Annotated in this window: 20 protein-coding genes; 9 read left to right on the top strand and 11 right to left on the bottom strand. The window is 65.3% G+C overall.

Annotation, left to right across the window (positions count from 1 at the left end):
- Positions 1 to 3: 3 nt before the first annotated feature.
- Positions 4 to 1,515: a MocR-like pyridoxine biosynthesis transcription factor PdxR gene (pdxR, locus tag HV773_RS21625; protein WP_175196642.1), complete on the bottom strand. Its 1,512-nt coding sequence runs from the start codon at positions 1,513 to 1,515 to the stop codon at positions 4 to 6.
- 185 nt (positions 1,516 to 1,700) lie between these two features.
- Here pdxR and HV773_RS21630 point away from each other — a divergent pair, with 185 nt between their 5' ends.
- The 4 genes from HV773_RS21630 (at position 1,701) to HV773_RS21645 (ending at position 6,187) form a co-directional block, all read left to right on the top strand.
- Complete coding sequence (locus HV773_RS21630) at positions 1,701 to 2,792, top strand: ABC transporter ATP-binding protein (protein WP_175196644.1); 1,092 nt, start codon at positions 1,701 to 1,703, stop codon at positions 2,790 to 2,792.
- 69 nt (positions 2,793 to 2,861) lie between these two features.
- Entirely contained in the window at positions 2,862 to 3,905 is a 1,044-nt protein-coding gene (locus tag HV773_RS21635) for an ABC transporter substrate-binding protein (protein ID WP_175196646.1), read from the top strand.
- A 54-nt stretch (positions 3,906 to 3,959) separates the two neighbouring features.
- Positions 3,960 to 5,333, top strand: coding sequence for an ABC transporter permease (locus HV773_RS21640; protein WP_175196648.1), 1,374 nt, complete (start codon positions 3,960 to 3,962; stop codon positions 5,331 to 5,333).
- 14 nt (positions 5,334 to 5,347) lie between these two features.
- Positions 5,348 to 6,187: an ABC transporter permease gene (locus tag HV773_RS21645; protein WP_175196650.1), complete on the top strand. Its 840-nt coding sequence runs from the start codon at positions 5,348 to 5,350 to the stop codon at positions 6,185 to 6,187.
- Between the two features lie 36 nt (positions 6,188 to 6,223).
- On the opposite strand, the gene HV773_RS21650 is transcribed toward HV773_RS21645, so the two are convergent.
- From HV773_RS21650 to HV773_RS21670, 5 genes are read right to left on the bottom strand one after another with little or no spacing between them, the layout of a single operon-like run.
- A complete protein-coding gene (locus tag HV773_RS21650) occupies positions 6,224 to 7,705 on the bottom strand; it encodes an efflux transporter outer membrane subunit (RefSeq protein ID WP_246282354.1) in 1,482 nt (493 codons plus the stop codon).
- A gap of 22 nt (positions 7,706 to 7,727) precedes the next feature.
- Positions 7,728 to 8,873 (bottom strand): ABC transporter permease, encoded by a 1,146-nt coding sequence (locus HV773_RS21655; RefSeq protein ID WP_175196654.1) that lies wholly within the window; start codon positions 8,871 to 8,873, stop codon positions 7,728 to 7,730.
- Positions 8,873 to 9,856: an ABC transporter ATP-binding protein gene (locus tag HV773_RS21660; protein WP_175196656.1), complete on the bottom strand. Its 984-nt coding sequence runs from the start codon at positions 9,854 to 9,856 to the stop codon at positions 8,873 to 8,875. The genes HV773_RS21655 and HV773_RS21660 overlap by 1 nt, the downstream gene beginning before the upstream one ends.
- Positions 9,853 to 10,842: an HlyD family secretion protein gene (locus HV773_RS21665; protein ID WP_175196658.1), complete on the bottom strand. Its 990-nt coding sequence runs from the start codon at positions 10,840 to 10,842 to the stop codon at positions 9,853 to 9,855. Before HV773_RS21665 ends, HV773_RS21660 begins: the two co-directional genes overlap by 4 nt.
- Positions 10,839 to 11,570, bottom strand: coding sequence for a TetR/AcrR family transcriptional regulator (locus HV773_RS21670; protein WP_175196660.1), 732 nt, complete (start codon positions 11,568 to 11,570; stop codon positions 10,839 to 10,841). The genes HV773_RS21665 and HV773_RS21670 overlap by 4 nt, the downstream gene beginning before the upstream one ends.
- Positions 11,571 to 11,766: 196 nt before the next feature.
- Here HV773_RS21670 and HV773_RS21675 point away from each other — a divergent pair, with 196 nt between their 5' ends.
- Complete coding sequence (locus tag HV773_RS21675; protein WP_175196662.1) at positions 11,767 to 12,369, top strand: response regulator transcription factor; 603 nt, start codon at positions 11,767 to 11,769, stop codon at positions 12,367 to 12,369.
- A 246-nt stretch (positions 12,370 to 12,615) separates the two neighbouring features.
- On the opposite strand, the gene HV773_RS21680 is transcribed toward HV773_RS21675, so the two are convergent.
- On the bottom strand, positions 12,616 to 12,933 hold the full coding sequence (locus HV773_RS21680; RefSeq protein WP_175196664.1) for a hypothetical protein: 318 nt from the start codon (positions 12,931 to 12,933) through the stop codon (positions 12,616 to 12,618).
- A 280-nt stretch (positions 12,934 to 13,213) separates the two neighbouring features.
- The gene (locus HV773_RS21685) at positions 13,214 to 14,857 is read right to left on the bottom strand and encodes an acyl-CoA synthetase (RefSeq protein WP_175196666.1); all 1,644 of its coding nucleotides are present in this window, start codon (positions 14,855 to 14,857) and stop codon (positions 13,214 to 13,216) included.
- A 155-nt stretch (positions 14,858 to 15,012) separates the two neighbouring features.
- Between HV773_RS21685 and HV773_RS21690 the strand changes: the two genes are divergently transcribed.
- Positions 15,013 to 15,771 carry a Crp/Fnr family transcriptional regulator gene (locus tag HV773_RS21690; protein WP_175196668.1) on the top strand — a complete coding sequence of 253 codons (759 nt, stop codon included), beginning with the start codon at positions 15,013 to 15,015 and terminating at the stop codon, positions 15,769 to 15,771.
- Positions 15,772 to 15,801: 30 nt separating this feature from the next.
- Here the strand turns inward: HV773_RS21690 and HV773_RS21695 are convergent, their stop codons facing one another.
- Complete coding sequence (locus HV773_RS21695) at positions 15,802 to 17,508, bottom strand: peptidoglycan D,D-transpeptidase FtsI family protein (protein WP_175196670.1); 1,707 nt, start codon at positions 17,506 to 17,508, stop codon at positions 15,802 to 15,804.
- A gap of 141 nt (positions 17,509 to 17,649) precedes the next feature.
- Positions 17,650 to 19,197: a methyl-accepting chemotaxis protein gene (locus HV773_RS21700; protein ID WP_175196672.1), complete on the bottom strand. Its 1,548-nt coding sequence runs from the start codon at positions 19,195 to 19,197 to the stop codon at positions 17,650 to 17,652.
- Between the two features lie 399 nt (positions 19,198 to 19,596).
- Between HV773_RS21700 and aepX the strand changes: the two genes are divergently transcribed.
- Genes aepX through HV773_RS21715 form a run of 3 tightly spaced genes read left to right on the top strand, consistent with a single transcriptional unit; the run spans position 19,597 to position 23,610 of the window.
- Positions 19,597 to 21,345: a phosphoenolpyruvate mutase gene (gene aepX / locus HV773_RS21705; protein ID WP_175196674.1), complete on the top strand. Its 1,749-nt coding sequence runs from the start codon at positions 19,597 to 19,599 to the stop codon at positions 21,343 to 21,345.
- On the top strand, positions 21,342 to 22,532 hold the full coding sequence (gene aepY / locus HV773_RS21710; RefSeq protein WP_175196676.1) for a phosphonopyruvate decarboxylase: 1,191 nt from the start codon (positions 21,342 to 21,344) through the stop codon (positions 22,530 to 22,532). The genes aepX and aepY overlap by 4 nt, the downstream gene beginning before the upstream one ends.
- Positions 22,533 to 22,542: 10 nt before the next feature.
- Complete coding sequence (locus tag HV773_RS21715; RefSeq protein WP_175196716.1) at positions 22,543 to 23,610, top strand: 2-aminoethylphosphonate aminotransferase; 1,068 nt, start codon at positions 22,543 to 22,545, stop codon at positions 23,608 to 23,610.
- Between the two features lie 24 nt (positions 23,611 to 23,634).
- Here HV773_RS21715 and HV773_RS21720 read toward each other — a convergent pair whose 3' ends face one another.
- The gene (locus HV773_RS21720) at positions 23,635 to 24,867 is read right to left on the bottom strand and encodes a PepSY-associated TM helix domain-containing protein (protein ID WP_175196678.1); all 1,233 of its coding nucleotides are present in this window, start codon (positions 24,865 to 24,867) and stop codon (positions 23,635 to 23,637) included.
- Positions 24,868 to 24,923 lie beyond the last annotated feature (56 nt).

The following is a 24,923-nucleotide window of genomic DNA, read 5'->3' on the forward strand; positions in this document are numbered from 1 at the left end:
TTTTTACGCCACGCGTTCTCGCGCACCCTTCGCCCCGAACGCATGCTCTTCGATCACGCGCGCGAGTGTGGTGAACGCCGGCGCGATGTTCTCGTGCGCAACGCACGCATAACCCGTTAGCAATCCTTTGCGTTGCTGCTTGCCCAGGTAATACGACGCCAGCGGCCGCACGATCACGCCTGCCTCATACGAGGCCGCGGTCACCATGCGGTCGTCGCAATGCTCGGGCAGACCCAGCACGAAGTGCAGGCCCGCTTCGTCGCCCATGACGGGCAGCGCGTCGCCGAAGCGTTGCGTCACGGCGTCGATCAGCAGTTGCCGCCGTTCGCCGTAGAGCGTGCGCATGCGGCGCACGTGCGAGGTGAGATAGCCGTCCAGGATGAACTCGGCGAGCACGGCTTGCTGGATCAACTGGCCTTCGCGATAGAGCTCCGACACGCCGGTGCGGAACACCTCCACGAGCCGCTCGGGCACGACCATATAGCCCACGCGCAAGCCCGGAAACAGCAGCTTGCCGAGGCTGCCCACATAGATCACCCGGTCCGAGTCGTCGAGCCCTTGCAGCGAGGCGAGCGGGCGGCTGCCGTAGCGGAACTCGCTGTCGTAGTCGTCCTCGATGATCCACACCTTGTGCTGGCGCGCGTATTCGAGCAGCGTGCGGCGGCGCGCGAGGCTCATCACCATGCCGAGCGGGTACTGGTGCGAAGGCGTGACGAGCGCGATACGCGGCGGATGGCGCAGGTCCGACTCGCGCGGATTGAGCCCTTCGCCGTCCACCGGAATGGGCGCGAGCTTGATGCCGGAGGCTTGCAGCACGCTGCGCGCGCCCCAATAGCAGGGTTCCTCCACCCACGCGCGGTCGCCGACGTCGGCAAGCAGACGTACCGCAAGATCAATCGACTGATGAATGCCGGTCGTGATGATGATCTGATCGGGTGTGCAGCGCACCGAGCGCGCCACGCGCAAATAGTCGGAGAGCGCGCGGCGCAAGGGCCGATAGCCGCCGCCCGGCGCATAGGTGAGCAGTTCGGGATTCACCGATTTCCACAGCCGCGATTGCAGGCGGCTCCAGGTGCGCGAAGGAAACTCGGCTACGTCCGGCACGCCAGGCATGAACGCGCCCCATTGCCGGGCGGAAACGCCGGCCTCGTCGATGAGGCGTTGCCCGCGCATCGACATGTCGCCGCGCGGGCTGGGCTCGGGCACGGCGCGGGTCGCTGCGTTCGGGCGCGCGCCCACGGCGGCCGAGTCGGGGCGCGTGTCCGCGACATAGGTGCCGCTGCCGGTGCTCGAGAGCACGTAGCCTTCCGCGCTCAACTGGTCGTAGACGTGCAGTACCGTGTTGCGCGCGATACCGAGGTCGCCCGCGAGCAGGCGCGAACTGGGCAGCTTCGTGCCGGGTGCGAGCTGGCCGCTCAGGATGGCTTGCTGCGTGAGTTGCAGCAACTGACGGTAGACAGGCTCCGCCGAGGCCTTGTCGAGTTGGGCGGCGAGCCAGTCGGACAGGATGACCATGGCAAAGTGGTTCCATCGATAATAATGAAATGGCTCCATTCAATAGAGCCGGGAGCGTCTATAGTAATCCGCACGTTAGATTCGGTTAAGTTCTATGTGAGAATCAATTTAGCCGCGCCGGATCTGACCAAGAAATAAAACGCAGCAAGAATCTGCATGGAACGCAGCCAGTAGGAGACAGAACGATGAAGACATCGGAGGCGATCGTCAGCTTTCGGGGCGTGCGCAAGACGTACGACGGCGAAACACTGGTGGTCAAGCAGCTCGATCTGGACATTTACCACGGCGAGTTTTTGACGCTGCTCGGGCCGTCCGGCTCCGGCAAGACCACCTGCCTGATGATGCTGGCGGGCTTCGAATTCCCCACCGGCGGTGAGATTCGCCTCGACGGCAAGCTGCTCAACAACGTGCCGCCGCACAAGCGCGACATCGGCATGGTGTTTCAGAACTACGCGCTGTTTCCGCACATGACCGTTGAGCAGAACGTGGCGTATCCGCTCGGCGTGCGCAAGGTGCCCACGGCTGAGCGCGCCGCGCGCGTGAACGACGCGCTCAAGATGGTGCGCATGGAAGGCTTCGCCAAGCGCTATCCCGCCCAGCTCTCTGGCGGCCAGCAGCAGCGCATCGCACTTGCCCGCGCGCTCGTGTTCCAGCCGAAGCTCGTGCTCATGGACGAGCCGCTCGGCGCGCTCGACAAGCAACTGCGCGAACATATGCAGTACGAACTGAAGTCGCTGCACGAAAAGCTCGGCGTCACGTTCGTCTATGTCACGCACGACCAGGGCGAGGCGCTCACCATGTCCGACCGCGTGGCGGTGTTCGACAAGGGCATCGTGCAGCAGCTCGACACCGTGGACCGCCTCTATGAGTCGCCGTGCAATGAGTTCGTGGCGAACTTCATCGGCGACAGCAACCGGCTGCGCGGCAAGATCGCGGCGGTGGACGGCGAATTCTGCGAAATCCATCTCGCCGACGGCACGCGCCTCAAAGGCCGCAATGTGGCGGGCGCGCAGGCCGGCGCGGACGCGGTCGCCTGCATCCGGCCCGAGCGCATGAAGCTCGCGTCCCGCGCTGGCGGCAACGGCTCGAACGCGCTCGCGGGCGAGGCGCGCAGCCTCATCTATTTCGGCGACCACGTGCGCATGCGCTGCGGTCTGCCTCACCAGGACGAGTGCTTTGTGAAGGTGCCGCTCGGCACCGAGGCACTCGAAGCCTTCGCGCCCGGCCAGCCGGTCGCGCTCGAGTTCGCGCCGGAGCATCTGCGCATCTTCGCGTGAACTGAAGCACCGTAGCGCCGAAGCGCGCGAAAACAAACCATCCAGGATCCAGGAGAAGGGGACTACACCATGAAGCAAATCGGCAATTTGCGCGTTGCAGCGGCTGCGGCCGCGTTCGCACTTTCGTGTGGCGTGACGCACGCCGCGGAACTCACGGTCGTGAACTTCGGCGGCGCGAACGGCGACGCGCAGAAGGCGGCCTTCAACGGCCCGTTCCAGACTGAGAGCGGCAACAAGGTCACGGTGGTCGAGTACAACGGCGAGCAGGCCAAGGTCAAGGCCATGGTCGAGGCGAAGCACGTGAACTGGGACGTGGTCGAAGTGGAGACCGGCGATATCGCGCGCGGCTGCGACGAAGGTCTCTATGAGAAGCTCGACTGGTCGAAGCTCGGCAACAAGGCCGATTATCTGAAGGCGGCGGTGCAGCCGTGCGGCGCGGGTTTTTTCGTGTGGTCCACGGCGCTCGCCTATAACGCCGACAAGCTGAAGGCGGCGCCCACGAGCTGGGCCGACTTCTGGGATGTGAAGAAATTCCCGGGCAAGCGCGGCATGCGCAAGGGCGCGCGCTACAACATGGAGTTCGCGCTGATGGCCGACGGCGTTGCGCCGCAAGACGTCTACAAGGTGCTCGCAACGAAGGCGGGCCAGGACCGCGCGTTCAAGAAGCTCGACGAACTCAAGCCGAACATCCAGTGGTGGGAAGCAGGCGCGCAGCCGCCGCAGTTCCTCGTGGCGGGCGACGTGGTGATGTCGACGGCCTATAACGGCCGCATCGATGCCGCGCAGCGCGAAGGCAAGAACCTCAAGGTCGTGTGGAACGGCAGCATTTACGACCTCGATTACTGGGCGATTCCGAAGGGCTCGCCGAACAAGGCGCAGGCCCTGCAGTACATCGCGTACACGCTCTCGTCGAAGCCGCAGCAAGAGTACGCGAAGCACATCGCCTACGGTCCGGTGAACGCAGCGGCGATTAAGGCGCTCGACGAGAAGACGCTCGAGAACCTGCCGAATTCGCCGAAGAACGGCAAGACCGCGATCCAGGAGAACCTCACGTTCTGGACCGATCACGGCGACGAGCTCGAGCAGCGCTTCGGTTCGTGGGCCGCGAAGTAAGCCGCGACGATGCGATAACGGAGGAAGGCCGCATGCGCCGCCACGGGGCGGCGCATGCGGTATGGCGCCTCGGGGCAAGCGCTCCCGGGGCGACTGCAGGAGACTGAGTTGACATCAACGACAACCGCGAAACACGCAGCCGATCAACCTCGCAACGGCGGAGGCAACAGCGCAGCAGACGCAAGCGAGTCGGTTGCGCGCCTGAAGCGCGAACTGCGCCTCGCGCAGGCCAAAAAGCGCACGATGGCGCTCTTGCTGATTGCGCCGCTGGCGATCTTTTTGCTGCTGATTTTCGTTGTGCCGATCGCGGCGCTGCTCACGCGCGCCGTGCAGAATCCCGAGGTGGCGACCGCGCTGCCGCATACCGTGGCGGCGCTGAGCAGCTGGGACCGCAAGAGCGCGCCGCCCGACGCGGCCTACGCGGCACTCGCGCAAGACCTCACCGCGGTGCAGGATGGCGACGCCATGGGCGCGCTCGCCCGCCGCCTGAACGTGGAGATCGCGGGCTACCGCTCGCTCGTGGCGAAGACCGCGCGCGCGATGCCGCTCGCCGACGACGACGGCCACCCGCTCAAGCTGACGCCCGCGCAAACGCGCGCCAAAATCGTCGAGCTCGACGACCGCTGGAACGACGTGACGTACTGGCAGGCCATCGCGAAGAACAGCGGCCGCTACTCGCCGTTCTATCTGCTCGCCTCGCTCGATCACAAGCAGGACGCGTTCGGCAGCATCATTTCCGCCGACCCCGACCAGCAGATCTATCTCGCCGTGTTCGGCCGCACCTTCGTGATCAGCGTGTTCGTGACGCTGTTCGCGCTTGCGCTCGGCTATCCGCTCGCGTACTGGATTTCGACGCTTCCTGAGCGCCGCGCCAATCTCGTGATGATCCTCGTGTTGATTCCGTTCTGGACGTCGATTCTCGTGCGCGTGGCCGCGTGGATCGTCATTCTGCAGAGCGAAGGATTAGTCAACAAGGCGCTGATCGGCACGGGCATCATTTCCACGCCGCTCACGCTACTCTTCAACCGCGTGGGCGTGTACATCTCCATGACGCACATTCTGCTGCCGTTCATGGTGCTGCCGCTCTATAGCGTGATGAAGTCGATTCCGCCCACCTACCAGCGCGCGGCGGTCTCGCTCGGCAGCCATCCGTTCGCGGCTTTCTGGCGCGTGTACGTGCCGCAGACGTATCCGGGCATCGGCGCGGGCGTGCTGCTCGTCTTCATCCTCTCGATCGGCTACTACATCACCCCCGCGCTGCTCGGCGGACCCGCCGACCAGATGGTGAGCTACTACGTGGCGTACTTCACGAACGTGTCGATCAACTGGGGCATGGCGTGCTCGCTCGGCGCGCTCCTGCTCGCGGCGACCACCGTGCTGTACTTCGTCTACGGGCGCTTCACGCGCACGCAACTGAGCCTCGGCTAACGGAGGCCACCGACATGAAATTCGCCAAGCCTCTGTTTGCGCCGCATACCTCGGCCATCGAACGCGTGTGGTACTTCACGCTGCGCGGGCTCGCCGTGCTCACGCTGCTTTATCTGATTCTGCCTGTGCTCGCGATCGTGCCGCTTTCGTTTTCGTCGAGCACGTTTCTCGTCTACCCGATTCCGGGCTGGTCGATGCGCTGGTACCAGAACCTCGTGATGTCCGACGAGTGGCGCATGGCCGCGAAGAACAGCTTCATCGTCGGGCCGGCGGCCACGCTCGTGGCCACGGTGCTTGGCACGCTTGCGGCCATCGGCATCACGAAGGCGAATTTTCGCGGCAAGGCATTGCTGATGGCCGTGCTGATCTCGCCGATGATCGTGCCCGTGGTGGTGGTGGGCGTGGGCATGTATCTGTTCTTCGCGCCGCTTGGGCTCGCCAATACCTATCTGGGCTTGATTCTCGCGCATGCGTCGCTGGGCGTGCCGTTCGTGGTGACCACCGTGTCGGCCACGCTGCAGGGCTTCAACTACAACCTCGTGCGCGCGAGTCTCTCGCTCGGCGCGAATCCGGTTTCGACGTTCTTCCGCATCACGCTGCCCGTGATTGCGCCCGGCGTGATTTCGGGCGCGCTGTTCGCGTTCGCGACTTCGTTCGACGAAGTGGTGGTGACGCTGTTTCTCGCCGGCGCCGATCAGACGACGCTGCCGCGCCAGATGTTCACGGGCATTCGCGAGAACATCAGCCCCACGATCGCTGCGCTCGCAACGATATTGATCGTGTTTTCGACCAGCCTGCTGCTGGCGCTCGAATGGTTGCGCGGCAGGAATGCGGCGCGCGCGGTGAAGGCTTGATCAACGCCTGATCAACGCTTGAAGTGCAAAGCGGCGTTAGCGCGCCGCTTCGTCGGGCAGCGCGGCTCCGCCCAGCGCCTGATAGAGCGCTGCCGTATCCGTGAGCCGCGTGGCCTGTGCTCGCGTGCGATCGAGCGCGGTTTGCAGCGCCTGACGTTGCGCGTCGATCAGATCGAACTCGCTCACACCGCCTGCCGCATAGCGATCATGCGCGATCGTGGCGCTGGCTTGCGCTTCGTGTGCGGCGTCGTCGCGAGTTTGCAATTCCAGCGCGTCGTCCTGCAACGCGTGCAGCGTGTCGGCGACTTGCTGGAGCGCTTGCAGCACCGTCTGCTTATAGTCCGCAAACGCGGCTTCATACGCGGCTTGCGACGCGCGCCGCTTCGCGCGCAGCTCGCCGCCATGAAAGATCGGCTGCGTGAGGCCGAGCCCTACATTCCAGATGTTGAGCCCCGTTATCACGTCTTCGATGCGCGTGCGCTCAGAACCCACGCCCGCCGAAATCGAAATCTGCGGAAACAGATTGGCCGTCGCCACGCCTACGTTCGCGCTCGCCTGATGCAATAGCGCTTCGGACGCGCGAATGTCGGGGCGTTCACGCGCGAGCGTGGAAGGCAACGTGAGCGCGAGCGTATCGGGCAGCGGCAACGTGTCGAGCGTGAGCGCATCGAGTTGGGGCGCGAAGGCCGGACTCGATGGCTCCACCCCCAGCAGAATCGCGAGCAGGTGATCGGTCTGGGCAAGCTGCGTGGTGAGCGGCGCAAGCGTGGCGCGCGTTTGCGCGAGCAGCGTGCGCTGGCTGTGCACGTCGAGCCGCGCGACGCCGCCCGCCTCGAGCCGCGCCTCCATGATCGATAACTGTCGCGTTTGCGCGGCGATCAGCCGTTGCGTGAGGTCGATCTCGCTGCGCAGCGCGGCCCGCCGGATTGCCGTGGCGACCACATTGCCCGCCACGGTAAGCTGCACCGCTTCAAGTTCGTATTCCTGATAATTGACTTGTGCGAGTGTCGCTTCGAGTGCGCGGCGGGTGGCGCCGAACAGGTCGAACACATACGAGACGCTGACCGAGGCGTTGTAAAGCGTGAACGGCGCCGGATTCGGCACCTGGGTGATGCCGAAGGCGGCCAGATCGATCTTCTGGCGTGTGCCGGAAAGCTTCAGGTCGACGGACGGAAACAGCGCCGCGCCTGCTTGCGCGTTGTAGTTCTCGCGCGCCTCGACGAGCTTCGCGCGAGCGGAATCGAGCGTCGGGCTGGCGTGCAGCGCTTCGTCCACGAGACGATCGAGCGCGGGGCTGCCGAACTGCTTCCACCAGGCACGCGGCGCATGCTCGGTCGTCGCGAAGGTTTGCGCGACGCCGCCGGGGCCGGGCGCGCTGGCGGTGGCGGCGGGCAGCGGCGTGCGCGTGTAGTCGGGTGACTGCGGTGCGGCCGGCGTGTGAAAGTCGGGGCCGACCGTGCAGCCCGCGAGCGCTGTAACCAGCAGCAGTGGCAAAAGCGATGACAAGAGCGGTGGCATATGGCGTTTCATCGTCGCGGCCCTAGTCCAGCGTGCGCCGGTAGAAGCGCACCGCGATCGCCATCACGACCGCCGCGAACACGGCGAGCGGCCACACGGAAGGCCACAGATCGGCCCAGCCATTGCCCTTGAGCAGGATGCCGCGGACGAGCCGGTTGAAGTAGGTGAGCGGCAGCAGGTCGCCGATCCATTGCGCCCAGCGCGGCATGCCCGCGAACGGAAACATGAAGCCCGAGAGCAGCAGGTTAGGCAGGAAATAGAACACCGCAAGCTGCATGGCCTGCAACTGGTTCTGCGCGAGCGACGAGAGCGTGATGCCCACGGTGAGATTCGCAGCGATGAACAGCAGCGCCGAAAGATAGAGCGCGACGAGGCTGCCCTCGAACGGCACGCCGAACACGAAGCGCGCGGCGACCACGATGATAGTCGCCTGCACGAGGCCGATCGCCACGTAAGGGACGATCTTGCCCGTCATGACTTCTATGGGCAGCACGGGCATGGCGAGCAGGTTTTCCATCGTGCCCCGTTCGCGTTCGCGCGTGATGGCGAGACCGGTCATCATCACCATCGTCAGTGTGAGGATCACGCCCATGAGGCCCGGCACGACGTTGTATTGCGTGATGCCCTCGGGGTTGTAGAGGCGGTGGACCTGCACGTCGAAGGCGGCGGGCGCGCCGTTCAGGTGCGCAAGCGGCCCGGTCAGATCCTTCGCGGTCACGGGGGCAATGAGACCGGGCAGCGCGGCCAGCGCGGTGGTGATGGCGGTGGGATCGGTGGCGTCCGCTTCCACCAGCAGCGAGGGCCGCTCGCCGCGCAACAGGCGCCGCGAAAAATCCACGGGAATGCTCAGCACGAACTGCACGCTGCCGCGCGCGAGTGCATGCCGCGCCGACGCCTCGTCGGGCAGCGTCTCGATTACGTCGAAGTAGGCCGAATTCTTCATGCCCGCCACGAAGCTGCGCGAGAAGGGGCTGTCCTCGCTCACGACGATGGCGGTGGGCAGGTGCTTCGGATCGGTGTTGATCGCGTAGCCGAACAGCGTGAGCTGCATGATCGGCAAGCCGACGATCATCGCGAAGGTCACGCGGTCGCGCTTGAGCTGCAGGAACTCCTTGAGCACGATGCTCCACCAGCGGGACACGGAAAACGCGAGGTTCAGCTTCAGCATCAGGCCTTGCCCCCGTGGTTGCCCCCGTAGTTGCCACCATAGTTGTCGCGCGTTTGGCTCATCAGATGGATGAAGACGTCCTCGAGTCCTGTGTCTATACGTTGTGCGCGCAACGATGCGTCGGCGGCTACGTGTTCGACCGAGGCCGCGAGCGCTGCGTGATCGCGGCCGCTTGCGTGCAACACCGAGCCGAACACCACCGTTTGATCGACGCCCGGCATGGCGCGCAGTTGCGTCGAGAGCGTGGTGAGCTGATCGCCGTGAATCGCCCATGTTTCGAGGTTTTGCGAGGCGATCACTTCGGCGGCAGTGCCTTGCGCGAGCAGCTTGCCCCACGCGATGTACGCGAGCTTGTGGCAGCGCTCGGCTTCGTCCATGTAGTGCGTGCTCACGAGCACGGAGATGCCGCGCGCGGCGAGCCGGTGCAGTTCTTCCCAGAAGTCGCGCCGCGCATTGGGATCGACGCCCGCCGTGGGTTCGTCGAGCAGCAGCAGCCGAGGCTCGTGCAGCATGCAGGCGGCAAGCGCGAGACGCTGCTTCCAGCCACCCGAAAGCGCGCCCGTGAGTTGGTTCGCGCGGCTCTCGAGCCCCAGTGATTCGAGCGCGCGGTCGACGCACTCGCGCCGTCGCGGCATGCGGTAGATGCGCGCGACGAAGTCGAGATTCTCGCGGATCGTCAGATCGTCCCAGTACGAGAAGCGCTGGGTCATGTAGCCCACGCGCCGCTTGATCTGCTCGCTCTCGCGCACGATGTCGTAGCCGAGGCAGGTGCCCGATCCCGAATCGGGCGTGAGCAGGCCGCACATGAGCCGGATCGAGGTGGTCTTGCCACTGCCGTTGGGCCCGAGAAAGCCGAAGATCTCGCCGGGCGCGACGCGCAGCGAGACGTCGTTGACCACGTGCTTGTCGCCGAAATGCTTGTTGAGATTGCGCACGTCGATGGCGTAGCGCGGCCCGTCGCCCGTTGCGCTTAATGTGCTCATTGCAGCCGCACCTCCACCGGCTGGCCGGGATGGAGCTTCGCGGCGTCTTGCGTGGCCGGGTGCGCCTCGATCATGAACACGAGCTTCGCACGTTGCTCGTTGCTGTAGATGACGGGTGGCGTGTACTCGGCGGCGTTCGAGACCCAGGTGATGGTGGCGGGCACGTCGGCAGCGCAGCCGTCGCAATGAACGAGAATCTTGCGTCCCGGCGCGAGCGAGCCCACTACGGTTTCGGGCACGAAAAAGCGCAGCTTGACGTTTTGCGGCGGCAGCATCTGCACGACCGGGTTGCCGGCCTGCACCCATTCGCCCACGCGATAGAGCGTGTCGTAAACGAGCCCCGCGGCTGGCGCGGTCACGCGTTTCTGATCGAGCTTCCACTGCGCCTGGGCGAGCGTGGCTTGCGCCGCCTCGACATCGGCGGCCTGCGCCGCGATCTGCGCCACGCGCCCGGGCAGGTTCGCGACGCGCACCTGATTCTGCAACTCGCGCACTTGCGCGGCGCTCGATGCGGCCTGCGCGCGCGAGTCGTCGAGTTGCGCCTGCGAGATGCCGCCCGCGCGCAACTGCGCCTCGTCGCGCGCAAGCTGGAGCGCCGCCTTGCGCGCGGTGGCCTCGGCCTGCGCGAGCTGTGCTTCGGTCACGCGCACCTCGGGCGGCCGCTTGCCGGTTTGCAAGTCGTCGAGCAGGGCCTGCGCGGCGGCGAGACGGTGGTGCGCTTCGTCGCGCGCGGCGGTTTCGTCGACGGCTTCGAGCGCGAACACGGGCGCCGAGGCGGCGACAGTCTGGCCGCGCTGCACGTCGAGCTTCGCGAGCGTGCCCGATTGCGACGACGCGAGATAGACGTATTCGCCTTCGACGTAGCCTTGCCAGACCGGCGCTTCATGGCGCGAGCACGCGCTAAGCGCGGCCAGGCCGACAAGGGCGATGCACAGCGGCAAGGCGTTGCTGCGCGAGGTGCGTGCCGGTTCGATCCGCCCGCTCATGACGTGCTTCCATCGGTATTTTCAGGCGCGCTCATAGACGCGCTCACAGACGCGCTTGCGGGCGCCCGCATCGCGCCTGCGAGCAGCGCGGTGACATGGCGGCGCAGCGCCTCGCGCTCGACCTTCGGCAGGCCACGCGTGTTCTGCCAGAGCCTGGAGGTCGCGAGCGGCAGCATCACGAGCGCGAGGATCGACATAAACAGCAGCGGCGCTTCCAGTGCGGGATTCACGGTGCCCTCGCGCTGTGCGGAACCGATATGCATAACGAATCGTTGCAGTTGTTCGACGGGCAGGCGCTTGAGCATGCGTTCGCGCAGCAGACCGCCTTCGTTGACGATCTCGCGCAGCCATAGCGGCGGTAGCCACGGCAGGTGTTCGGTGACTTCAAAGAGCCTTGCGACGAGTTCCTGCACGAGCGCGTGCGGGTCGGCTGCGGCTTCGCTATCCGCGCTGCCCCATACGTACGCGATGGAGCGCGCGATGCGCTCCTCGACGACGGCATCGAGCAATCTTTCCCGATTGGTGAAGTAGTAGTGAACCATGGCCGACGTGACGCCGGCTGCGGCCGCGATTTGCGCCATGGTTGTGGCGGCGATGCCCTGTTCGGCGAAGAGCTGCGTCGCGCAGGCCAGCAGCCGCTCGCGCACATCGAGATCGGTGTCGGCGCGGCGGCGTCCGCGCGGCCTGCGGGTTTCGGCCGCGACGGGCGGGAGAGGCGAGCGGGGCATAGCGCGATGTGGATTCATTGATCCAGTCTAATTCACGCGTTAGTTAGATTCAAATACGCGCGACGCGGGTTAACGATTGTCAGCCGGACTGCATCCTTTCAGACCTTTCCTATACACAAAGGTGGGGTAGTCATTCAGGCTGTCATTCTCGTACCGAAAGGTTCATCCGATCACGCCCCTAAAAATGGAAGAAAAAATGAAGCGCATCGTGGTTATTGACGATCACCCCATCGTCCTCAAGATGCTTGCAAACGTTTTGCACACCGAATATGAACTGGTGGGCGAATGCAGCGATGGGGAAGAAGGGCTGCGCATCGTGCAGGAATTGCAGCCGGATCTCGTCATTCTCGATCTTGAATTGCCGAAACTGGACGGGCTTTCAGTCATTCGCGGTATCCGCGCACGGCAATCGGCCACGCGTGTCCTCGTGCTCTCCGCGAAGCCCGAGCAGGTCATGGCGAATCACACTCGCATCGCGGGCGCGAACGGTTACGTGAGCAAGAGCCGTGGCGTGGAAGAGTTGTGCGGCGTGGTGAAGGCGGTGCTGCTCGGGTACGACTGCTTCCCGGCGGGCAGTTGCGGTGGCGGCCGCGACGTGGCGCTCAACGGGCTTTCGCCGCGCGAAGTGGAGGTGCTGCAATATCTCGCGCGTGGCATGAGCAACAAGGGCGTGGCGGCGCGGCTCGGGCTTTCCGACAAGACGGTCAGCACCTACAAGACGCGCGTGCTCGACAAGCTCGGTGTTTCATCGCTGGCGGCGCTGATCGAGTTCGCCACCTTGAACAAGCTCATCGACTGAAGCCGGGGCACGGGGCAAAAAAAACCCCAGCCGCGAACGACCGGGGTAATGAGAATACACCGTGCGCTCCGGGGAACGAAACGCCCCATAACGTTACCTTCCGGCTGCGTGCGAAGCAACGCGCGCACATTACGCACTGTTACTGTCGATAGGCTTTCGGCACGGTTCCGCTGAATTTGATTCGCATATCGAATTAATTCGGCAGGAATGTAGCGAGGGGCGGACGCACGGTTCTGCGTCATCAAATCAGTAGCGCGGCGGCGGCGGGGGAGGCGGGCGATGATCGTCGTAACGCGTGTCGTGACGGTCGCCGTGCCAGCCCGGAGGGCCCGGGTCGTGCGGATGATGGCGCATCCACTCGTCACGCTCCCAGTAGCGGTGGCCGTCCCAGTAACGGTTTTCGTGCCAGCCGATCGACACTCGCGTGTCCACCTGCACCATGTGCGGTTCGCCATTGTGCGGCGCGTATTGGGCGAAGGCGCTCGATGCGCTCATCAGCGCACCGCCTGCGAGCAGCGCGGCGGCGAGAACGCGGGCGGGGGTTTTCCAGCTCTTCGTATTCATATGCTTCCTCCTCTTCGGGTACGTCGTCATGCACACATTGCGTTGCATTCGACATGGAACGAAGCTTATCGGGGACAAGACGATGAATACGTGAGCACTTGTAATGTTTCATTTCGAGCGCTCTGCCGCACGAAAATTGCGCGTTTAATAGTTGGCCCTTGATGCGTAAAGGATTACGGCCCGTTTCTGAAGATTGCTGAAACAATTTAACGGACCCGGTTGTCAAGAGCCGTAACATAAGACCGCGCGGCGGGTGCCCGGACCCGCCGATTACCGCGGACTATTTCTTCATATCGATTGCGCTTTTCGACCCCACCTGCGCGCGCAATTCGTATTTCTGGATTTTGCCCGTTGCGGTGCGTGGCAACTCGCCGAACTTCACGAGGCGCGGCACCTTGTAAGCTGCGAGAAAGAGTCGGCAATGCGCGATGATCTCCTCGATCGTTGCGCTCGCACCTTCCCGTAATTCGACGAATGCGCACGGCACTTCGCCCCACTTCGCGTCGGGCATCGCCACGACCGCCGCGAGCGCGACCGCGGGATGGCGATACAGCGTGTCTTCCACCTCGATGCTCGAAATGTTCTCGCCGCCCGAGATGATGATGTCCTTGCTGCGGTCGGTGATGCGTACATAGCCGTCGGGAGTCATCACGCCGAGATCGCCGGTATGGAACCACCCTCCGCGAAACGCTTCTTCCGTCGCGCGCTCGTTCTTCAGATAGCCCTTCATGCAGATATTGCCGCGAAACATGATTTCACCGAGCGTTTCGCCGTCGTTCGGCACGGGCTCCATCGTCGCGGGATCGCGCACGCTGATACCGCTTTGCAAGTGATAGCGCACGCCCTGGCGCGCGGCGAGCCGCGCCTGTTCGTCTTCGGGCAGCGTCTTCCAGCTGTCCTGCGTCGCACATACCGAGGCGGGACCGTAGACCTCGGTGAGCCCGTACACGTGCGTGAGCTCGATGCCGATGGTCTTCATCTTCGCGATCACGGCGGGTGCGGGCGGCGCGCCCGCCACCATCGTGCGCACCGTGTGAGCGATGCCCGCGCGATATTCGGCGGGGGCGTCGGCGAGCGCGCCCTGTACGATGGGCGCGCCGCAATAGTGCGTGACGCCCTCGGCGCGGATCAACTCGAACACGAGCTTCGCGTCGAACTTGCGCAGGCACACGTTCACGCCCGCACGCGCCGCCACCGTCCACGCGAAGCACCAGCCGTTGCAGTGAAAAAGCGGCAGCGTCCACAGATATACCGCGTGCTTGGGCATATCCCATTCGAGGATATTGCTCACCGCATTCAGGTACGCGCCGCGATGGTGATAGACCACGCCCTTGGGGTCGCCGGTGGTGCCCGAGGTGTAGTTCAGCGCGATGGCGTCCCACTCGTTCGCGGGTAGTTGCCACGCGTACTCGGGGTCGCCTTGATCGAGAAAGGCTTCGTAGTCGGTGCCGCGCGGAAAGTGCTCCGGATCCGCGGGCGCGACATCGGCCACGGTGATGATCTTCAGCGCCGGAAATTCGAGCGCCGCGCGTTGCGCGAGCGTCGCGAACTCGGTGTCGACGATGAGCACCTTCGCTTCGCCATGCCGCAGCATGAACAGCATGGTCGCGACGTCGAGCCGCGTATTGAGCGTATTGAGCACCGCGCCCGCCATCGGCACGCCGAAGTGCGCCTCGACCATGGCGGGGATGTTGGGGAGCAGCACCGCGACGGTGTCGCCGCGCGCTACCCCTGCGCGTTCAAGTGCGCTCGCGAGGCGCCGCGTGCGCGCGTATGTCTCGCGCCAGTTGCGTCGCACCTTGCCGTGAACCATGGCGAGACGCTCGCCATAAACTTCGGCGGCGCGCGCAATGAAGTCGATGGGTGTGAGCGGGACGTAATTGGCTTCGCGTTGCGCGAGCCCTTCCTCGTACGGGTGCGACATGGTGCTGTCTCCTGATGCGGTCCGTGCAGGGGCCGGTTGCCGGTTTGTCGGTATGATTCGCGCTACCGTAGCAGGACGGCACGCGCGAGTCTGTCGTCGGCGCGACAGAGCGCGCGCTCCCTGCGCCACGGCCGTCCCACTTCGAGGTAAGCGCGATGACGCAGCCCATTATGCCCCCGGATAAAGACCCCCTTGCCACGGCTGCCACGGGCCGGATCGACGCGCGCAATGCAGCGCAACTCGCGGCGCTGTTCGAGCGCTGCGCGTGGTTTCGCACGCTTGCGCCCGAGCACCGCGCGTGGGTGCTCGAAACCTCGCACGCGCAGGCGTGGGCCGCGGGCGCGATCGTGGCCGCGCGCGAAGCGCCGTCCGCTTACTGGCTGGGCGTGAGCAGCGGGCTCGTGAAGCTCGCCATCTTCAATGCGTCGGGGCGCGGCTGCACCTTCTCGGGCGTGCCGCACGGCGGCTGGTTTGGCGAGGGCAGCGTGATCAAGCGCGAGCCGCGCAAGTACGACGTGATTGCGCTGCAGCCCTCGCTCGTGATGGCGGTGACGGCGGATACGTTTCATCGGCTCATGGACAGCAGCCTGCCGTTCAACCGCTTCGTGATTCATCAACTGAACAACCGCATGGGCGAGTTCATCGCGCTGATCCAGAATAGCCGGCTGCTCGATGTCGACGCGCGGGTGGCCCAAGCGCTCGCGCAGATGTTCAACCCCGACCTGTATCCGGAAACGGGCCGTGCGCTGGAGATTTCGCAGGAGGAGATCGGCATGCTCGCGGGGGCGTCGCGGCAGCGCGTCAATCAGGCGTTGCAGACGCTCGAGCGCGAAGGGCTCGTCACGCTTTCGTATAACCGCGTGGATGTGGTGGATCTCGGCGCGCTGCGCGCGTTTGGACGCGACCAGATTTGAGTGGCGGCAAGCGGGACGCCGCCGGCGCGATTACGCGTCCGGCGGAACGCCCAGCAATTGCAGCGTGCCCTGCATGACGCCCGAGAACACGGGCCCCGCCACCGTGCCGCCGTAGAACGAGCCGCCTGCGGGGTCGTCGATCATCACCGCGACGACCACGCGCGGCGCGCTCATTGGCGCCATGCCGACGAACAGTGCGCGATAGCGGTTCTTCGCATAACCCGCGCCGACCTGCTTGCGCGCGGTCCCGGTCTTGCCGCCAATGCGGTAGCCCTCGACGTTGGCCGCGCGGCCGGTGCCGCCTTCGCTCGTGGCCATTTCCAGCATCTTGCGCATCGACGCCGCCGTGGCGGGCGTCGTCACGGCACGCGGCGCGGCGTTCTGCGCGCTCTCGCTCAGCAGCTTCGCGGGGTACATCGTGCCGTCGCCGGCAAACGCGGTGTAAACCTGCGCGATCTGCAGGAGCGAAGTCGAGAGGCCGTAGCCGTAAGCCATGGTCGCCTGCTCGATCGGCCGCCAGCGCGCCCAGGGCCGCACACGGCCCGCGGCGGCGCCAGGGAAAGTCACTTCGGGCCGCATGCCGAGGCCGTAGTCCTGATACTTGCTCCAGATAGTCTGCGCGGGCAGGTTCAGCGCCATCTTCGCGAGTGCGATGTTGCTCGACATCTGGATCGCTTGGGCCACCGTGATGCGGCCATGGTTCGAGGTGTCGTGGATCACCGCGGGACCGATGCGATACGTGCCAGGCGTTGTATCGATGATCGTGTTGGCGTTGACCTTGTGCAGATCCATCGAAAGCGCCGCGACGAGCGGCTTGATGGTCGAGCCCGGCTCGAACGTGTCGATCACCGCGCGGTTGCGCAACTGGCGTCCCGTGAGGCGCGCGCGATTGTTGGGATCGAATGACGGCCAGTTGGCGAGCGCGAGAATCTCGCCGTTCTGCGCGTCGAGCACCACCACGCTGCCGGCTTCCGCGTGATGCTTCGCGACGGCCGCCTTCAACTGCGTATAGGCGAGCTGCTGGACGCGGCGGTCGACGGTGAGCTGCACCGTGTCGCCGTTTTTCGGCAGCACGCGCTCGCTCGGCTCCGAAATCACGCGGCCGAGCCGGTCGCGGATCACCTCGCGCTGGCCGGGCGTGCCGCGCAGGCGCGCGTTGGCCGCGAGCTCGACGCCTTCCTGGCCTTGGTCCTCGATGTCGGTGAAGCCCACCACGTGCGCCGCCGATTCACCTTCGGGGTAAAAGCGCTTCGAATCGGCGATCAGCGTGATGCCGCCGGTGGCCATTTCGTCGATATGGGCAGCGGTCTCGGCATCGACCTGGCGCTTGAGCAGCACGAACGAGCGCTCGTGCGGCAGGCGCCGGCGCAGTTCGGCGAGCGGCATGTCGAGCAGCTTCGCGAGCGGCGCGTAAGCGGCTTCATCGAGCACCTTGGGATTGGCCCAGATCTCGAAGGTTTCGAGGCTCACGGCGAGCAGCGCGCCGTGGCGGTCGACGATGCGCCCGCGCATGGCGTCGAGCTCGAGCGTGCGCTGATAGCGCTTTTGCCCCTGCTTCACGTAGAAGTCGTGGTTGACGATCTGCACCCAGAGCGCGCGGCCGGCGAGCGCGGCGAAGGCCGCGAACAGGACGAACACGACGAACTTCGAGCGCCACGCGGGCAGCTTCGGCGACAGCATCGGATGGCGGGTCGCCGTGGCGTGCGGGTCGCGCGGCGGATTCCTGGAGCGGATCATCGGGGCGGGGGCGGGGATTTAGCGATGCATTATTGTAAGCGCTATGTAATTGAATTGAAATTTTCGCGGCCTTTTGCTGCCGTGAAGCGCCAGGAGGATGAGCGGGCGCAGGGAAATGGGGGATAGGTCCGTATTCCTGCCTTACCCCTCCACCGGCAGCCTGAAACTCGCAATCGATTCGCGCAGCCCCGTCACCTGGTCCTTGAGCGAATGCGCCGCAGCAGCAGCCTGCTCAACCAGCGCCGCATTCTGCTGCGTCACCTGATCCATTTCCCCGACGGCGCGGTTCACCTGTTCGATGCCCGCGCTCTGCTCGCGCGACGCATGACTGATTTCTTCGAGTATTTCGTGTACGCGCCGCACCGACTGCACGATCTCGTTCATCGTCGAACCCGCGCTGGTCACGAGGTGCTGTCCTTCGGCCACCGTGCCCGTCGATTTTTCGATCAACGCCTTGATCTCCTTGGCCGCCGCCGCCGAACGCTGCGCGAGGCTGCGCACCTCCGCCGCGACCACCGCGAAGCCCCGTCCCTGTTCGCCCGCGCGCGCGGCTTCCACCGCCGCGTTCAACGCCAGGATGTTGGTTTGAAAAGCAATGCCGTCGATCACGCCGATGATGTCGCCAATCTGCTGCGAACTCGTGGTGATGTCGCCCATCGTGCGCACCACGTCGCCGACGACGGTGTTGCCGCGCGTGGCGACTTCGGCGGCCTGGCTCGCGAGCGTGGCGGCGTGCTGTGCGCTATCCGCGTTCTGGCGCACGTTGGCGGTCATCTGGTCCATGCTCGATGCGGTTTGCACGAGCGCCGCCGCCTGTTCCTCGGTGCGCTGCGAAAGATCGGTGTTGCCGGCGGCAATCTCGTTGGCGCCCACGTTGATGTTCTCCGCGCCACTGCGCACGCGCGAAACGGTTTGCACGAGCGCGCCCTGCATGGTTGCGAGCGCACGCATCAGGCTTTTCGCGTTGGCGCCCTGAACCTGAATGTGCGAGGTGAGATCGCCGTGGGCGATGCGGTTGGCCGTTTCGACGGCGACTTCGAGCTCGCCGCCGATGCTGCTGCGAACACTGCGCACCACCAACACCATCACGATCGTGGCGGCCGCGCCGAGCACGAAGGTCACGAGCAGCCAGCGCATGAGGCTCGTATAGAACGCGGTGCGCACGTCGTCCATGTACATGCCGGTCACGATCACCCAGTCCCACGGCGCGAAGCGGTAGGCGTAGCTCAGCTTCGGCACGGGTTCGGTCTGGCCGGGCTTGGACCACAGATAGTCGACGAAGCCGCCACCCGGCTGGCTCGCGATCTCCGAGAGTTCGACGAAAAGGTGCTTGCCCGAAGGGTCGCTGAAGTCGGTGAGCTTCTTGCCGTTGAGCTCGGGCTTGATGGGGTGCATCAGCATGACCGACTGCGAGTCGTTGATGCTCAGGTAGCCGTCCGTCCCGTAGCGGATCGCGGCTAGCGCGGCGAGCGCCTGCTTTTGCGCGTCGGCTTCGGGGAGCGCGTTCTGCTGCGAGAGTGTGTAGTAGTGCTTGGCGATGCTGGTGGCTTCCTGGACGAGCGTGACGAGCTGCGCGCGCCGTTCGCGGATCATGCCGTCGCGGCTTTGCCACGCACCAAAGGCAACGATGAGGAGCAGGCCGATCCAGAGGATCGCGATCATCGAGCGGAGTTTCTGGTTGAGGGTCATCTTCTGATTGGTCGGTCGAGGGCTGCGTTGGGCTGCGTTGGGCTGTTTCGGGGCGGCAATTGCGGCAAAGGGGGCAACGCCCGCCTGTGATTACGGCGCGTACGAGCGTGCGCACGAGTCAGGATGAACCCTGTGTGCGCCAGCTGTTCGCGCAAAAGTGCGCGGAAAACGCCCTTTAAAGCCACAGATTTCACTGTATTTACATAATTTGCCACTTCCTGCTGTAATTGAAGACGGATAAGAATCATTTCCGTTATAGTCGCCGCTTCGGCCCCATACCGCCGCCGTGGACCATCGGCGGCTCGACGCATGTTTCGCGGCCAAAAACCGATTTCCCAACGATGCGACGCGCGGCGCAGCCACAGCTGCCGACGCGGCGTCGTCCCATGGAGCGACAAGATGAACGCACGCGAACCCGCCATGTTTTCCGCTGCGGTTCCCGCCGCTGGGTCCACGTCCCGCAGCGCACGGCTGCGCCAGATGCTGGTGAGCAACGAACTCGAATTCCTGATGGAAGCGCATAACGGCTTGTCCGCGCGGATTGCGCGCGAGGCGGGTTTCAAGGCGATCTGGGGTTCGGGCTTGTCGATTTCGGCGCAGTTCGGCGTGCGCGACAACAATGAAGCGAGCTGGACCCAGGTGGTCGACAACCTCGAATTCATGGCCGATGCGAGCGATCTGCCCATCCTGCTCGACGGCGACACCGGCTACGGCAATTTCAATAACGTGCGCCGTCTCGTGCGCAAGCTCGAGCAGCGCGGCATCGCGGGTGTGTGCATCGAAGACAAGCAGTTTCCGAAGACCAATAGCTTCATCAAGGGCGAGGCGCAGCCGCTTGCCGACATGGACGAGTTCTGCGGCAAGATCAAGGCCGGCAAGGACTCGCAACTCGACGAGAATTTCTCGATCGTGGCGCGCGTGGAAGCGCTGATCGCGGGCTGGGGCATGGACGAGGCGCTCAAGCGCGCCGAGGCCTATCGCCTCGCGGGCGCGGATGCGATTCTTATCCACAGCAAGCTCTCGAAGCCCGATGAGATTCTCACGTTCGCGCGCGAGTGGGCGGGCCGGGGTCCGCTCGTGATCGTGCCCACCAAGTACTACAGCACGCCCACCGATGTGTTCCGCAAGGCTGGCATCAGCGTCGTGATCTGGGCGAATCATTTGGTGCGCGCTTCGGCGTCGGCCATGCAGGCCGTCGCGAAGACGATTCACGAGTCGCAGACGCTCGTTGATGTGGAAGACCGCATCGCGCCTGTCAACGAAATCTTCCGTCTTCAGGACGCCGATGAATATTCGGAAGCGGAAAACCGCTACCTGAACGCATCGCGCACGGCGGGCTCGGCAATCGTGCTGGCGGCAAGCCGTGGCTCGGGCCTCGATGCCTTCACGGAAGACAAGCCCAAGGTCATGCTGCCGGTGGCGGGCAAGCCGCTGTTGCGCTGGCTCGTCGACGCGTTCAAGAAGCAGTCGGTCAACGACATCACGGTGGTGGGCGGCTATCGCGCCGACGCCATCGACACGGCAGGCGTGAAGCTCGTGCGCAACGAGCGCTATGGGCAGACCAACGAACTCGCCTCGCTCGCGTGCGCCATCGACACGCTCAAGAACGACACGGTGATCTCGTATGGCGATCTGCTGTTCCGCAGCTACATCCTGCGCGATCTGGCGGAAAGCGAGGCGGACTTCAGCGTGGTGGTCGATTCGTCGCCGGAGTCGGAAAGCAGCAGCACGCGTGATTTCGCGTGGTGTTCGTCGGGCGACGATCGCGGCCTCTTTGGCAACAAGGTGCTGCTCGCGCGCATCGCGAGCGAGCCCACTGCGAATGGCGAGGCGCCGCACGGGCGCTGGATCGGCCTCATGAACGTGCGCGGCGCGGGCCGCGAAAAGCTCGCGAACAAGCTCGCGCAACTGCAAACGCGTGACGACTTCGACACGCTCGATATGCCTGCGCTTCTCAATGCGCTGATCGCGGACGGCGAGCAGGTCGAGGTGCAATACGTGCGCGGCCATTGGCGCGGCGTGAACGATCTCGAAGATTTCCGCCGCGCGGGGGATTTCGCGCAGGGGGTCCTTACGCAGGGGGTTGTTGCGTCGAGCGTCGCCACGCCGGGCGTCGCCACGCAGTCGAAGCCGGAGGGCAAGGCATGATCGAAGCGGCCCAGTTTGTCGAAGCGGCGCGCTCGCGCGGCTTCGAATGGTACGCGGGCGTGCCGTGCTCGTTCCTCACGCCGTTCATCAACTACGTGTTGCAGGACGAGTCGCTACATTACGTGTCGGCGGCGAACGAGGGCGATGCCGTCGCGCTGATTGCGGGCGTGGCGCTTGCGGGCAAGCGCGGCATCTCGATGATGCAGAACTCCGGGCTCGGCAACGCCGTGAGCCCGCTGACTTCGCTCACGTGGACCTTCCGCCTGCCGCAACTGCTGATCGTGACGTGGCGGGGCCAGCCTGGCGTTTCCGACGAGCCGCAGCATGCGCTGATGGGCCCCGTCACGCCGCAGATGCTCGATACGATGGAGATTCCGTGGGAGTTGTTTCCGACGCAAGTGGAAGCCATCGGCCCGGCGCTCGATCGCGCGCTCAAGCACATGGACGAAACGGGCCGCCCCTATGCGCTCGTGATGCAAAAGGGCAGTGTGGCGCCGTTCGAGCTGAAGGGGAGCGGCGCGATGCCCGAGAAGCATGCGCTGTCCGTTGCCCGGTCGACGTGGACGGATCGGCATCCTGATCAATTGCCTACGCGCCAGCAGGCGCTCGAACGCGTGATCGCGGCCACGCCCGCGCAATCGTCGGTCGTGGTGGCATCCACAGGTTTCTGTGGCCGCGAACTTTACGCACTCGACGACCGTGCCAACCAGCTTTACATGGTGGGCTCGATGGGTTGCGTCACGCCGTTCGCGCTCGGGCTCGCGCTCACGCGTCCGGACCTGAACGTGGTCGCGCTCGACGGTGACGGCGCGGCGCTCATGCGCATGGGCGCTTTCGCCACGCTGGGCGCTTATGGCCCGTCGAACCTCACGCATGTGCTGCTCGACAACGGCGCGCACGATTCGACCGGCGGCCAGGCGACGGTTTCGCCGCAAGTGTCGTTCGCGGGCGTGGCGGCCGCTTGCGGTTATGCCGATGCCGTGGAAAGCGACGATCTCGCGGTGCTTGACGCCGTGCTAGGTGGCACAAACGGTGCGTCCGGCACCCGATTCGCACGCCTGACTATTCGTCGCGGCACGCCCGACGGGCTGCCGCGCCCGACCGTCACGCCGCCCGAGGTGAAGGCGCGTCTCATGCGCCACATCGGCGCGCCCGCTCATGCAGCGGACCATGCTGTTGAACGATAAGGAATTGCCGATGCTGTTGCTCAATCCCGGTCCCGTCACGCTTACCGAGCGCGTGCGCCGAAGCCTGCTGCAAGAAGACCTGTGCCACCGCGAAAGCGAATTCTTCAACATTCAGGAAGAGGCGCGCACGCGCCTCGTGGGTGTCTACGATCTGGACCCCGCGCAATGGCAGGCGGTGCTCATGACCGGCTCCGGCACAGCCGCGGTCGAGAGCATGATTGCCTCGCTCGTGCCCGCCAACGGCAAGCTGCTGATCGTCGAGAACGGTGTGTATGGCGAGCGCATCACGCAGATCGCGGCGCAGTACCACATCGCGCACGAGGTGGTGAAACACGAGTGGATGCAGGCGCCCGATCTCGCGCGCATTTGTGCGGCGCTCGACGCGGACCGTGCAATCACGCATGTCGCGATCATCCACCACGAAACCACCACGGGACGGCTCAACGATCTGCGCGCGCTGGGCGAGGCGTGCCGCGCACGCGGCGTGCAGATGCTCGTGGACGGCGTGAGCAGCTTCGGCGCGGAGGCCATCGATTTCGCCGACACCAGCATCGCAGCCGTGGCCGCGACCGCGAACAAGTGCCTGCACGGCGTGCCGGGCGCGGCCTTCGTCGTGGTGCGCCGCGCCGCGCTCGCGAATGCATCGAGCCGCACGTACTACCTCGACCTCAAGCGCCTCGCCACGCTCCAGGATCAGCGCAATACGCCGTTCACGCCTTCGGTGCACGCGTACTATGCGCTAGTCGAAGCGCTGCGCGAACTCGCGGATGAAGGTGGTTGGCAAGCGCGTCACGCGCGCTATGCAGCGCTTTCGGAGCAGGTGCGCGCGGGGCTTGCCGCGCGCGGGATGGCAAGCGTGTTGCCGAAGGACGCGTCCTCGGTGGTGTTGCGCGCGTTCCACCTGCCGGCTGGCGTCGACTATCCGACTTTGCACGACGCGCTCAAGGCGCGCGGCTTCGTGATTTATGCGGGGCAAGGCGGCTTGTCGAAGGAACTGTTCCGCATCTCGACGATGGGCGACATTCACGCCGCCGATGTCGAGCGTTTGCTGGCGGCGTTCGACGCAGTCGCGAAGTAACCATCACGATTCAAGCCGCGCCGCTCACCCCGCCGCGCGTTCTTCCGCGCTCACCGACGTGGCCTCTCTCGCGGGCTTGCTTGCGCTCTTGCGGCGCGCCCGCGCCTTCTTCAGCCAGATCAGCACGCCCGTCACGCTGAGCGTCGCGACGGCCACGCCCATGAGGCTCATGGCAATGCGCCCCGGCAATCCGGCGATCCGTCCCGAGTGCAGCGGAAACTGCGCCTGGATGAAGAGGTCGCCGGCGCTACCGCGTCCGGGGATTTGCCGGGCGATGACCTCGCCCGTGCGTGCGTTCATGACAAGCCAGGGATTGCCGAGACCGGCGTCGCCGTGATCGTTGCCCGCCGCGAAGTAGCCCACGCCGTACGCGCCGAGCGCGGGCATCGCGAACAGGCCGCCCGGCGGCGCTGCAATGCCTTCGCTGCGGCCCAGCGCCGGGGCCATGGCGGCGATGCGTGTGCGCGCGGAGGCGGTTTCGGCGGGCGTTAGGGACGGGCCGGGCGCAGCGGTTCGGAACGGATCCGGCGCGAGCGTCGAGAACAGCGACACCACGGGGCGTACGACCTGCGTGCCGAGATTCATCGAGATCGATGTGAGTGCAACCATTATCAGCAGACCCCAGAGCCAGACGCCGCCCGAGCGGTGCAGGTCGAATGTGAGCGCGTAGCCGCCGCGCTTCACGCGAAATGCGAGCGATTTGCGCCAGCTCTTGAGGTTCGGAAAGGCCAGCACGATGGCGATGAAGCCGTCCAGCAGCCAGACCATGCCCACGACGCCCATGGTCCAGACGCCGAGGTCGATGCCCATTTTCGTGGGCAGAAACAGCGTGTAGTGCAATTGATAGAGGAACGGGATCAGGTTCAGGCGCGCGAGCGAGGGCGCGCCCCACATGCGGCGGCCTTGCTCGACGCCGGTGACCGGGTCCATCGCGACCTGGTTGTAGCCGAGCGCAAATGGCTCGCCAGTCTTCGGGTCGAGACGCGGTTCCACGCGCACGACGAACGTGTGGCCGGGCTCGACCGAAAGCGGCATATAGCTGATCTGCGCGCGCGGGTCGGCGGCCTCCACGCGGTTGGCGAGCGTCAGCGCGGGCAGCGGCGCGCCGGCCGTATCGGCGCGATAGAAAGAGGGATTGAGCGCCGCATCGAGCTCGTGATCCCAGGCGATCACGGCGCCTGTGAGGCCGGCGAGAAACAGAAATGCCGCCGTCCCGAGTCCGAGCCAGCGGTGCAGGCGGACCAGCAGGGCTCTCATGCGGGTGCACCGGGAAGGGCGCGAGCGCGGCGAACGCAACGAGTGTGTCGGTCCGC

It is taken from the genome of Paraburkholderia caffeinitolerans (genome assembly GCF_902859945.1).
Taxonomy (GTDB): domain Bacteria; phylum Pseudomonadota; class Gammaproteobacteria; order Burkholderiales; family Burkholderiaceae; genus Paraburkholderia; species Paraburkholderia caffeinitolerans.

Excerpts from the sequence above, each read along its gene's own strand:
- pdxR (WP_175196642.1), bottom strand. The coding sequence starts at position 1,515 with ATGGTCATCCTGTCCGACTGGCTCGCCGCCCAACTCGACAAGGCCTCG.
- HV773_RS21630 (WP_175196644.1), top strand. The coding sequence starts at position 1,701 with ATGAAGACATCGGAGGCGATCGTCAGCTTTCGGGGCGTGCGCAAGACG.
- HV773_RS21635 (WP_175196646.1), top strand. The coding sequence starts at position 2,862 with ATGAAGCAAATCGGCAATTTGCGCGTTGCAGCGGCTGCGGCCGCGTTC.
- HV773_RS21640 (WP_175196648.1), top strand. The coding sequence starts at position 3,960 with ATGCGGTATGGCGCCTCGGGGCAAGCGCTCCCGGGGCGACTGCAGGAG.
- HV773_RS21645 (WP_175196650.1), top strand. The coding sequence starts at position 5,348 with ATGAAATTCGCCAAGCCTCTGTTTGCGCCGCATACCTCGGCCATCGAA.
- HV773_RS21650 (WP_246282354.1), bottom strand. The coding sequence starts at position 7,705 with ATGCCACCGCTCTTGTCATCGCTTTTGCCACTGCTGCTGGTTACAGCG.
- HV773_RS21655 (WP_175196654.1), bottom strand. The coding sequence starts at position 8,873 with ATGCTGAAGCTGAACCTCGCGTTTTCCGTGTCCCGCTGGTGGAGCATC.
- HV773_RS21660 (WP_175196656.1), bottom strand. The coding sequence starts at position 9,856 with ATGAGCACATTAAGCGCAACGGGCGACGGGCCGCGCTACGCCATCGAC.
- HV773_RS21665 (WP_175196658.1), bottom strand. The coding sequence starts at position 10,842 with ATGAGCGGGCGGATCGAACCGGCACGCACCTCGCGCAGCAACGCCTTG.
- HV773_RS21670 (WP_175196660.1), bottom strand. The coding sequence starts at position 11,570 with ATGCCCCGCTCGCCTCTCCCGCCCGTCGCGGCCGAAACCCGCAGGCCG.
- HV773_RS21675 (WP_175196662.1), top strand. The coding sequence starts at position 11,767 with ATGAAGCGCATCGTGGTTATTGACGATCACCCCATCGTCCTCAAGATG.
- HV773_RS21680 (WP_175196664.1), bottom strand. The coding sequence starts at position 12,933 with ATGAATACGAAGAGCTGGAAAACCCCCGCCCGCGTTCTCGCCGCCGCG.
- HV773_RS21685 (WP_175196666.1), bottom strand. The coding sequence starts at position 14,857 with ATGTCGCACCCGTACGAGGAAGGGCTCGCGCAACGCGAAGCCAATTAC.
- HV773_RS21690 (WP_175196668.1), top strand. The coding sequence starts at position 15,013 with ATGACGCAGCCCATTATGCCCCCGGATAAAGACCCCCTTGCCACGGCT.
- HV773_RS21695 (WP_175196670.1), bottom strand. The coding sequence starts at position 17,508 with ATGATCCGCTCCAGGAATCCGCCGCGCGACCCGCACGCCACGGCGACC.
- HV773_RS21700 (WP_175196672.1), bottom strand. The coding sequence starts at position 19,197 with ATGACCCTCAACCAGAAACTCCGCTCGATGATCGCGATCCTCTGGATC.
- aepX (WP_175196674.1), top strand. The coding sequence starts at position 19,597 with ATGAACGCACGCGAACCCGCCATGTTTTCCGCTGCGGTTCCCGCCGCT.
- aepY (WP_175196676.1), top strand. The coding sequence starts at position 21,342 with ATGATCGAAGCGGCCCAGTTTGTCGAAGCGGCGCGCTCGCGCGGCTTC.
- HV773_RS21715 (WP_175196716.1), top strand. The coding sequence starts at position 22,543 with ATGCTGTTGCTCAATCCCGGTCCCGTCACGCTTACCGAGCGCGTGCGC.
- HV773_RS21720 (WP_175196678.1), bottom strand. The coding sequence starts at position 24,867 with ATGAGAGCCCTGCTGGTCCGCCTGCACCGCTGGCTCGGACTCGGGACG.